The organism is Pantoea sp. JK, assembly GCF_026130245.1.
Taxonomy (GTDB): domain Bacteria; phylum Pseudomonadota; class Gammaproteobacteria; order Enterobacterales; family Enterobacteriaceae; genus Pantoea; species Pantoea trifolii.
This window is the reverse complement of the sequence record NZ_JAINFN010000010.1, coordinates 220,762-230,954: the sequence shown is the minus strand read 5'-3', so window position 1 is coordinate 230,954 and position 10,193 is coordinate 220,762. Positions and strand designations below refer to the sequence as shown.

At 59.3% G+C, this 10,193-nt stretch carries 11 protein-coding genes; 2 read left to right on the top strand and 9 right to left on the bottom strand.

What is annotated here, in order from left to right; genetic code table 11:
• Window positions 1-173 precede the first annotated feature (173 nt).
• From phnN to phnF, 9 genes are all read right to left on the bottom strand, one after another.
• On the bottom strand, window positions 174-704 hold the full coding sequence (phnN, locus tag PanJK_RS20405; protein WP_256696777.1) for a ribose 1,5-bisphosphokinase: 531 nt from the start codon (window positions 702-704) through the stop codon (window positions 174-176).
• A complete protein-coding gene (gene phnM / locus PanJK_RS20400; protein ID WP_265302492.1) occupies window positions 704-1,840 on the bottom strand; it encodes an alpha-D-ribose 1-methylphosphonate 5-triphosphate diphosphatase in 1,137 nt (378 codons plus the stop codon). Before phnM ends, phnN begins: the two co-directional genes overlap by 1 nt.
• Window positions 1,837-2,541: a phosphonate C-P lyase system protein PhnL gene (gene phnL / locus PanJK_RS20395; protein ID WP_008105503.1), complete on the bottom strand. Its 705-nt coding sequence runs from the start codon at window positions 2,539-2,541 to the stop codon at window positions 1,837-1,839. The genes phnM and phnL overlap by 4 nt, the downstream gene beginning before the upstream one ends.
• Before the next feature lie 95 nt (window positions 2,542-2,636).
• Window positions 2,637-3,398 (bottom strand): phosphonate C-P lyase system protein PhnK, encoded by a 762-nt coding sequence (gene phnK / locus PanJK_RS20390; protein ID WP_265302488.1) that lies wholly within the window; start codon window positions 3,396-3,398, stop codon window positions 2,637-2,639.
• A complete protein-coding gene (locus PanJK_RS20385; RefSeq protein ID WP_256696780.1) occupies window positions 3,388-4,236 on the bottom strand; it encodes an alpha-D-ribose 1-methylphosphonate 5-phosphate C-P-lyase PhnJ in 849 nt (282 codons plus the stop codon). Before PanJK_RS20385 ends, phnK begins: the two co-directional genes overlap by 11 nt.
• Complete coding sequence (locus tag PanJK_RS20380; protein ID WP_265302485.1) at window positions 4,229-5,305, bottom strand: carbon-phosphorus lyase complex subunit PhnI; 1,077 nt, start codon at window positions 5,303-5,305, stop codon at window positions 4,229-4,231. Before PanJK_RS20380 ends, PanJK_RS20385 begins: the two co-directional genes overlap by 8 nt.
• Entirely contained in the window at window positions 5,305-5,880 is a 576-nt protein-coding gene (gene phnH, locus PanJK_RS20375) for a phosphonate C-P lyase system protein PhnH (protein WP_265302483.1), read from the bottom strand. Before phnH ends, PanJK_RS20380 begins: the two co-directional genes overlap by 1 nt.
• On the bottom strand, window positions 5,880-6,326 hold the full coding sequence (phnG, locus tag PanJK_RS20370) for a phosphonate C-P lyase system protein PhnG (RefSeq protein WP_265302481.1): 447 nt from the start codon (window positions 6,324-6,326) through the stop codon (window positions 5,880-5,882). Before phnG ends, phnH begins: the two co-directional genes overlap by 1 nt.
• Entirely contained in the window at window positions 6,323-7,039 is a 717-nt protein-coding gene (phnF, locus tag PanJK_RS20365; protein ID WP_256696784.1) for a phosphonate metabolism transcriptional regulator PhnF, read from the bottom strand. Before phnF ends, phnG begins: the two co-directional genes overlap by 4 nt.
• 309 nt (window positions 7,040-7,348) lie before the next feature.
• On the opposite strand from phnF, the gene PanJK_RS20360 reads away from it, so the two are divergent.
• Window positions 7,349-9,514 (top strand): EAL domain-containing protein, encoded by a 2,166-nt coding sequence (locus PanJK_RS20360; RefSeq protein WP_265302477.1) that lies wholly within the window; start codon window positions 7,349-7,351, stop codon window positions 9,512-9,514.
• Entirely contained in the window at window positions 9,511-10,113 is a 603-nt protein-coding gene (locus PanJK_RS20355) for a transposase (protein WP_265302475.1), read from the top strand. Before PanJK_RS20360 ends, PanJK_RS20355 begins: the two co-directional genes overlap by 4 nt.
• Window positions 10,114-10,193: the final 80 nt, after the last annotated feature.

The following is a 10,193-nucleotide window of genomic DNA, read 5'->3' as shown; positions in this document are numbered from 1 at the left end:
GCATCGAGAGCCTGACTGAGTAACATAAAAAAATCCGTAATCCCTGTGAGATTACGGATTTTTGCAGAACTGGAGGATCGTTCAACCGATCATTTCGGGCTTAACTGATCGGCATTACGCCATTTATGGTGACCTCATTACACCGATGCACCAGGTCGCCATGAATGGCGACCCTACGGGGCAATGAGCTGGCGTAGATGCTCGAGCGTGTCGCTTAACGCACCATCGTTATTCAGCGCATGACAATGCGCGGGCAGCGGTTCGGCGGCGCGCGCCAGCCGTCTTTCGATCTCCGCTTCCGACTCGCGCCCACGCTGTCGCAATCGCGTCTCCAGCACCGCTGGCGAAACCTGCAACACCAGCGGCAGCAGCTGCGTGCCGTAATGCTGCTGCACAATCGGCAGATGCAGGCGTGAACCGTTAACCAGCACGTTCAGCCCGCGCGCCAGCCACAGATCGATCTCCTCGCCCAGCCCGTAATGCATGCCGTGCGCCTGCCAGCTCACGGCGAACAACCCCAGCGCCTCGCGCCGTCGGAATTCCGCCTCGCTCAGCGCCACATGGTTCTCGCCGCCCGCATCGGCGGCGCGCGTGATGTAGCGATGGGCGATCAGCAGATTCTCCGGCGGCGCTTCCCGCAGCGCGTTCAGCAGGCTGTCTTTTCCCGAGCCCGAAGGCCCGGTAAGCCAGATCAGGCGCGCCATCAGAACACCAGCTTGCCTTGCGACCAGACGTGACGAATGTGCGAATGACCATGTTCGGTATGCGCCAGCACCAGATCGGCACGCAGCCCTTCGGCGATGCGGCCGCGATCGTGCAGGCCAATCGCCCGCGCCGGATTACTGGTCACCAGCGCAGCCGCCTGCGGCAGCGTCAGCGTGTTGCGCTCATCGGCCACCAGGCGGAACACCGCATCCAGCAAGCTGGCGGGATAGTAGTCGGAGGAGAGAATATCCAGCAGGCCGTGGCTGGCGAGGTCCGCCGCCGCCACGTTGCCGGAGTGCGAACCGCCGCGCACGATGTTGGGCGCGCCCATCAGCACCTGCATGCCGCATTCACGTGAGGCGCGTGCCGCCTCCAGCGTGGTGGGGAATTCGGCGATGGCGCTGCCGACGTCATGAGATTCCGCCACGTGCGCCGCCGTAGCGTCGTCGTGGCTGGCGAGCGGAATACCGCGCGAACGGCACAAACTGGAGATGGCGTTGCGATTCGGCGTGGAGAACTCGGCGGCCAGCGCCAGCTGCTCACGCTCAAACTGATCCATCTGCTCGTCGTTGAGCTGATATTTGCCTTGATAATAGGTGCGATACATCTCCAGCGAGGCGTACTGACGCTGACCCGGCGAGTGATCCATCAGTGACACCAGCGACAGTTCTGGCGTGTTCATCAGCTTTTCAAACAGTGGCAGCGTGGTGTGATGCGGCAGCTCACAGCGCAGATGCAAATGGTGATCGGCGCGATTAATACCTTTGCGATTGCTGTCCTGAATCGCCTCAATCATCTTGTTGAGGTTTTCAATGCGATGCCCACCATCGCGCACGTCGCCGACGCCAATCGCATCCAGCACCGTGGTGATGCCGCTGGCGACCATCAGCGCATCGTGGCTGCTCATCGCCGAGTGCGCTGGCCAATCCACTTTGGGGCGTGGCGTGAAGAACTTGTCGAGATTATCGGTGTGCAGCTCCACCAAACCCGGCAGCAGGAAGGCGTTTTCGCCATCCAGCGCGCCCGGCAACTGGCTGACACTGTCGCTAAAGCTGGCGATGCGCCCGTCGCGAATCTCCAGTGAACCCGCCACTACGGCCTGCTCCAGCACCAGCCGGACGTTATTAATGATCATGCTTCTGCTCCTGCTTTCATTGGCTGCATGACGTGCAGGCGATCGGCTACGCGTTCGCGCACCGCTTCGTCATGGAAAATACCGACAATGGCGGCACCGCGGGCGCGCGCCTGTTCAATCAGTTCCACTACGGCGGCGCTGTTGGCGCTGTCGAGCGAGGCGGTTGGCTCATCCAGCAGCAGCACCGGATAGTCGGCGATAAAACCGCGCGCGATGTTGACGCGCTGCTGCTCGCCGCCCGAGAAGGTGGACGGCGCCAGCGACCACAAACGCTCCGGCACGTTAAGGCGCGTCAGCAGCTCTTTGGCGCGCTTCTCGCAGAAGGCGCGCTCGGTGCCACGCTCCAGCAGCGGCTGCATGACGATCTCCAGCGTCGGCACGCGAGGAATGACGCGCAAAAACTGGCTGACCCAGCCGACGGTGTGACAGCGAATCGCCAGAATCTGCCGCGCGGGGGCGTTGGCCATGTCGATCCATTCGCCCTGATGTTGCAGCCAGATGTGGCCGCTGTTGGCCTGATAGTTGCCGTACAGCGCACGCAGCAGCGTGGATTTTCCGCTGCCGGAGCGGCCATGCAGCACCACGCATTCGCCGCCGCTGACTTCAAGATTGGCGTCCTGCAATACCGGCAGCGCAGCGCTGCTTTGGTTGTGCAGCACAAAGGTTTTGCTCAGATGCTCGACGCGCAGTAAAGGTTGCATAGTGATGTCCTGATGGTTTTGGAGAAGGTCGCCATAAATGGCGCCCCTACGACGTGCCATATGTAGGGTCGCCATTTATGGCGACCTTGTTCATCTCAACTCAGCACCGATGAAACCAGCAGCTGGGTATAGGGATGATGCGGATCGTCCAGCACCCGATCGGTCAACCCGCTCTCCACCACGCGGCCCTGCTTCATCACCAGCAGGCGATGTGCCAGCAACCGCGCCACGCCGAGATCGTGCGTCACAATCACCACCGCCAGGTTCAGCTCGCGCACCAGCGTGCGCAGCAGATCCAGCAGGCGCGCCTGCACTGATACATCCAGCCCGCCGGTCGGTTCATCCATAAACACCAGCGTTGGCTGCGTCACCAGGTTGCGCGCAATCTGTAAACGCTGCTGCATGCCGCCGGAAAACGTGGTGGGCAGATCGTCGATGCGATTAGCAGGGATCTCCACATCCTGCAGCCAGCGCATCGCCTCTTTGCGGATATCGCCGTAATGACGCTGACCTACCGCCATCAGGCGCTCGCCGATATTGCCGCCCGCTGTCACCTGCGGACGCAAACCGTCGAGCGGATGCTGATGCACCACGCCCCATTCGGTACGCAGCAAGCGGCGGCGATCGCTCTCGCTCAGCTGATAGAGATCCTGGGCGCGATAGAGAATGTTGCCGTGCTGCGGCGCCAGGCGTGCCGACAGGCTGCGCAGCAAGGTGGTTTTACCGGATCCGGATTCCCCCACGATGCCTAGCACTTCGCCGGGATAGAGCTCAAAACTCACCTCTTCAAAGCCTTTACCGGGCGCATAAAGGTGGGTGAGATTGTTGACCGCAAGCAGCGGTTGTTCACTGTGCATGCTGTTGTTCCTGCTGCTGGTGGCAAAAATCGGTATCGGAGCAGACAAACATGCGCGTACCGGCGTCATCCATCACCACCTCGTCGAGGTAGCTGTGGCGCGAACCGCACAGCGCACAGGGTTCTTCCCACTGCTGCACGCTGAACGGGTGATCGTCGAAGTCGAGGCTTTCCACTTTGGTGTAGGGCGGCAGCGCATAAATGCGTTTTTCCCGCCCGGCACCAAACAGCTGCAGCGCCGGCATCATGTGCATCTTCGGGTTGTCGAATTTGGGGATTGGCGACGGATCCATCACGTAGCGATCGTTGACCTTCACCGGATAAGCGTAAGTGGTGGCGATGTGGCCGTAGCGGGCGATATCTTCATACAGTTTTACCTGCATGATGCCGTACTCCTCCAGCGCGTGCATGGTGCGGGTTTCGGTCTCGCGCGGCTCGATAAAGCGCAGCGGCTCGGGGATTGGCACCTGGAAAATCAGGATCTGGTCTTCCTCGAGCGGCGTTTCCGGAATGCGGTGACGCGTCTGGATCAGCGTGGCGTCACGGGTCGCTTCGGTGGTGCCCGCGCCGCTGACGCGCTGGAAGAAGCGGCGAATCGATACCGCATTGGTGGTGTCATCCGCGCCCTGATCGATCACCTTGAGCACATCGGCATCGCCAATGATGCTGGCGGTGATCTGAATGCCGCCGGTGCCCCAGCCGTACGGCATCGGCATTTCGCGTCCGGCAAACGGCACCTGATAACCGGGAATCGCCACCGCTTTCAATATGGCGCGGCGGATGGTGCGTTTGGTCTGCTCATCCAGATAACCGTTGTTGTAGCCGGTTAACTCACTCATGGTTCTGCTCCTGATGCTGTTGGCGCAGCCGTTTCAGCAGCTCAAGCTCCGCCTGGAAATCGACGTAGTGCGGCAGTTTCAGATGCGAGACAAAGCCCGCCGCTTCCACGTTGTCGGCATGCGACAGCACAAACTCTTCGTCCTGCGCCGGACCGGCAATGCGTTCGTTGTACTCAGACGCCTGCAACGCGCGATCCACCAGCGCCATCGCCATCGCTTTGCGTTCGGAGCGACCAAACACCAGGCCGTAACCGCGCGTAAAGTGCGGTGCGCTGTCAGTTTCGGTGGTGAAGCCGTTGACCATCTCGCATTCGGTCAGCAGGATTTCGCCAATCTCAATTTCAAAGCCCAGCTCTTCCGGGCAGATGGCGACGCTGAGATAGCCGGTACGAATTTCGCCCGCGAACGGATGGTTGCGACCGTAGCCGCGCTGCGTCGAGTAGCCCAGCGCCAGCAAGAAACCTTCGTCGCCGCGCACCAGCTGTTGCAGGCGTGCGGCACGCGTGGCCGGATAACCCGGCGGTTCGCGGGTGATGTCGCACGGCTCGCTGCCGTCATCCTCTTCGCGTGCTGCTAATCCTTCTGCAGTCATCATGCTGAACACGTGCGGACAGCGCTCGGGCAGCGCCTGATGGTCACGCGGTGCGGCGGCCGTTTCGCCGTTTGCTAACAGCGTGAAATCAAGCAGACGATGGCTGTAATCGTAGGTTGGACCGAGAACCTGGCCGCCCGGCAGATCTTTGTAGACGGCGGAGATACGGCGTTCGAGGCGCATCTCCTCTGTTTTTAGCGCCAGGCTGTCGGCGAGGCGCGGCAGCGTGGTGCGATAGGCGCGCAGCAGGAAGATCGCTTCGACCAGATCGCCACTCGCCTGTTTAATCGCTAAGGCCGCCAGCTGCGGATCGTAGATGCCGCCTTCGGTCATCACGCGATCGACCGCTAAACCCAGCTGTTGCGCGACCTGATCGCAGCCCAGTTCGGCGACGTCGCGATCGCCACGGCGCAGATCGGCCTGCAGCTCATGGGCGCTGGCAATCGCCTTTTCGCCCCCTTTCACCGCAACGTACATCAGCACACCTCCACGTCGGTGGTGCGTGGCAGCGCCATCATCGCTTCACCGCAGGTGAAAATCAGATCCACGCCCTGTGGGAACGGATGCGGACGCTCGCGCAGATAATGCAGAATCGCTTCCGGCAGCTGCGGCGCAATGGCGCGCGATTCACGTAAGCCGGGACCGGAAAGGCGCAGCGTTAAACCGCCGCTCAGTGACGGCACTTCCACAATCAGCGTGGTGCTTTTTTCCGGGGACTGGTTGTCGCCAGAGGCGAACAGCGCCGGATCGGGATTGGCTGCGGCGTGCGTCAGCGCAAAGGGGGCATCGCGCTCATCGACAATCGGCACGCCGGTATGGAAACGCAGGTTGCTGCGCACCACGTCATTATCAATGCGATTATCCAGCCACAATGCGCTCTCCTGATCGACCAGCGTCAGCAGCACCGCCGTGGCCGCTGGCGAGAGATCGCCCCAGCCCTGTTGCAGCGGCAGCGACACCACCACGCCCGGCTCGCTCATCGCTTTGAGAATGCGGCGAAAGGCACGTTGGGCATCAGCCACCGGATGGTTAAAACTTGCCAGTAAAGTCATCAGTTATCTCCGCGAACCAGCGTAAAGAAATCCACTTTGGAGCTGGCGATTTCACGCGCGCGCAGCTGACGCTGCTCTTCACGCAGTGCCGCCAGCGGGGCAATCAATTTTTCCTGCAACAGCGCCTGGGTTTCCGGCTGTTGCAGCAGCGCATCAATCAGCGCGCAGCGTTCAGCGTGCGCTTTGTCGCGCCCCAGCACGTAGCTAAAGCCGAGCGTGCCGTCGTGCAGTTTCACTACCGCGCGCGTTACCGTGGCATCGCCCATCACGAAGCGCTTGCCGCTGCCGCCCATACACGCCTGCAAACGGGTTAAGCCGGTTTCTGCCGGACGGATACGTTCAAAATCCGCGTTGAGGCGTAACGGCTGCCAGTGCGCCTCGAGCTGGTTGGCATCGCTGTGCGCCAGCACCGAGAGCCAATGCTGGCGGGCTGTTTGCTGTGTCATTCGTGCTCCAGAGTCAGTTCAATCATGTCGCCACGCGTCAGGCTGACGGAGTATTCCGCTACCTGACCGTCGCGGTGTTTATTCAGGGTGCGTACGCACAGCAGCGGCGACTGCAGCGCAATCTCCAGCTGCTTGCACTCTTTGGCCTGCGCGCGACGGGTGCTGATGCGGGTTTGGCTACGCGTCAGGCTCAGGCCGAGCTGCTGCTGCATAAAATCGTGCAGCGAACCGCTGTGGAACTGCTGCAACGCCGGCCACCAGCTGAGTTCCGCCAGGAAGTGGTTGATGACGCACACCGCCACGCCATTGACGCGGCGCAGCGTGCGCAAGTGAATGACGTTGTCGCCTTCATTTACGCCCAGCGCGCTGGCCACATCGCTGCTCGCCGGACGCAGCACCGCCAGCAGACGTTCGCTGGTGGGATGGCTGCCCTGCTCCATCAGGTTCTGGCTGAAGCGGGCTTGCGCATGCAGCGGATAATCGTAAGGACGCATCAGCACCAAAATGCCGACGCCGTGACGCCGTTGCAGCAGACCTTTGTTGACCAGCTCGTCAACCGCACGGCGCAAAGTGTGGCGATTCACTTCGTAGTGATCGGCCAGCTGCTGTTCGGAAGGCAGATAGTCGCCGCAGCGATAGCGCTCCTGCAGCGCCTGCTCCAGTTGGGCGGCAACGGCCTGATACACAGTGGTCGGATGTCTGGATATCTCCATCACGCTCAATACCTCATTCGCATTGGTTGAGGAACGCAGCGGGCTTGCTGCGGGATGGCGATTACATTGCGCATGTCAGATGACAGCGCCGTGACGGCTCAATGACGGGCGGATGAATTTGTTTTAGGGCAGCAGAATCGCAGCGAAACGGCAGCGGTTTTAATAAATTATTTTTAACTGTTCTGTTTGTGACAGTGTTCAAAAATTTACCGCTTATTTACATCACGATTTCAACAGCCTCACAGAATACAGCCTGTGGATGTTCTGCTAAGTTAAAAGATGAACCCTTCTTGTCAGGCCTACCTTGAAATGATTAACGCAATAAAACTATCGGATGGTTTTCGCCGCAACTTTGTTCGTGAAGTAATTTTGCCGCTGATGGCGATTTTGCTACTGACCTTTGTCGGCGCGGGCGTGGGTCTGTTCTGGGGAACATCATTAACCAATATCGAAGCGCGCGATCAGCAACAGCGCATGATCGAGGCTTCGTTCACCCAGAGCCTAACGGAACATCTGCGCCAATTGCGCAGCCTGACGCGCTGGTCACCGCTGGCCGATCAGCTGGCGTCGCCGCATCCCGACCAAAGCTGGCTGACACAAAATGTTGGCGGCTGGCTGTATGACATGTTTGATCACCAGCTGGTGGTGCTGCTGGATCGTGATAACCAGCTGATCAACGTGTGGCGCAACGGCCAGCCGGTGCCGGACAAACGCATCGGTCCTTATTTGCAGGACATGCTGAACAGCCCGCTGGTGCAAAACAGCGATGTGGTGGCGGGCCCAACCGATCACGCCGATTTCGTGCGCATCGGCCAACGCGCTGCCGCGCTGGCGGTGGGCGATATCAGCAGCACCAAACAGGCCGGTCGCTATCGTCTGGTGAGCATTAAGTTTCTCGATGCTGGCTATCTGCGCAACCTTTCCGATCGCAGCCAACTGCGCCAGCTGCACTTCAGCGACAGCGAACCGGCCGGAGAAACCAAAGCGCGCTTTCTGCTGAATTCACAACAGGGCGATCCGGTCGGCTATCTCAGCTGGAATCCGGATAAACCGGGCGCGCAGATGATGCGCACTATTGGCCCTTCTACTTTGTTGTCGGTGCTGCTGATTACTCTGCTGTGTTTGGTGATGGTGCGGCGCATCTGGACCTCGTCACTTAAGCTTTCGCAGTCGCTGCTGAAACTCGGTGCCAGTGAAGCGCAGGCGCAGCATCTGGCCTTTCATGATGTGTTAACCGGTTTGCCGAATCGTTCACTGGTGGAAGATCGCTTAACCCAGGCACTGGCGGTAGGCGGACGCCACGATCAGCGCTTGGCGCTGCTGCTGCTGGATCTCGATCGCTTCAAAAATATCAATGATACCTACGGCCATCACGCTGGCGATGAACTGATTATTGAGGTGGCGCGTCGACTCAACGAGATTGTGCGCGCCAGCGATACCGTGGGGCGCATCGGCGGCGACGAGTTCATTATTGTGATGCCGGATGTGGAGAATATTGGTCAGGTGCAATCGCTGGCGAAACGCATTATCAGCCGCCTGAGCGAACCGTATCAGCTGGTCGGTAGCGAGCTGTGGATTGGCGTGAGCGTCGGTCTGGCGCTGGCACCGAAGGATGGCATTGATCGAATGGAGCTGATGCGTAAAGCGGACATCGCGCTGTATGACGCCAAGAATCACGGGCGCGGTCAGTATCGCCAGTTCGAGAAAGTGATGGATGAATCGCTGCGCACCCGCCAGCAGATGGCGGCGGATTTGCGTCAGGCGCTGGTGAAATTTGAAGGATTAGCGGTGTGGTATCAGCCGTTGATGGATATCAGCGGCCAGCATGTGGTGGGCCTGGAAGCGCTGTTGCGCTGGCATCACGCCATGCGCGGCGACGTTTCGCCCGGTGATTTCATCGCCATCGCCGAAGAGACCGGCATGATCATTCCGCTCGGCGAATGGGTGCTGCGCGAAGCCTGCAAAACCGCGCTGAAGCTGCCGGATATTGTGGTGGCGGTGAACGTCTCGCCGGTGCAGTTCCGCGCGGTGAATTTTGTCGAGCGCATCATCCATATCGTGCAGGAAGAAGGCGCCGATCCGAAACGTATGGAGCTGGAGATCACCGAAGGCGTGCTGATTGAGGATGAACACGAGGCGCGCAATAGTATCATCGCGCTGCGCGAAGCCGGTTTACGCATTGCATTGGATGATTTTGGTACCGGCTATTCGAGCCTTAATTACCTCAGCACCTTCCCGGTGGACAAGATCAAAATCGACCGATCCTTTACCCAGTCGCTGGGCGTGGCGCAAAACTCGACCGCGATTGTTGAATCGGTGGTGCGGCTGGGCCACGCGATGGGATTGACGGTGACCGCCGAAGGGGTGGAAACCGAAGGCCAGAAAAACGCGCTGGCCGATGCAGGCTGCAATCAGCTGCAAGGGTATTTGTTTAGCCACGCGGTGCCGTTTAGTGAGATTGAGAAGATGATGTGAGTGACATCTCCGTAGGGTCGCCATTTATGGCGACCTGGCCAATAATCCCGCCGCGCCGTATAAATTATTCTGAATACGCCCCTCAGGTTCTGCATCCCATCATCGCCCTCTCGCCAGACATTTTGCAAAATCATTCCGGCAAGGAGGCCATTATGAAAAACCGCAAATATCCACGATTAAAACATCATGATTACCGCGCCAATGGCGCGTATTTCATCACGCTGGTTTGCTATCGCCGTGCACCTTTATTTGGTCAATTTATCGCAGCGGAATTCTGTCTGACTTCGATTGGTGATTACGTCATCAAAACCTGGCGGGCTTTGCCTCAACGCGATTCCTCTATCACCCTCGATGCCTTTGTCCTGATGCCGAATCACCTGCACGGCATTATTTGGCTGAATGAAAGCGCGCAGAGAACCCTGCTAAATATTGTTAATTGGTTTAAAGCCGAGATTACGCGTGAAACAGGTGTGAAGGTGTGGCAACGCAGTTTTTATGATCGTGTGATTCGGGATGAGAGGGAGTTATTGGCGTTGCGCCAATATATTGCAGACAACCCACAGCAGTGGCAATGGGATCGGTTGTATGTTGATCGTTGAGGTAGTGCGGTTATCGGCAAGGTCGCCATAAATGGCGACCCTACGGAGGTGTTGTGACGCCGGCATTAATGACGGTTCGC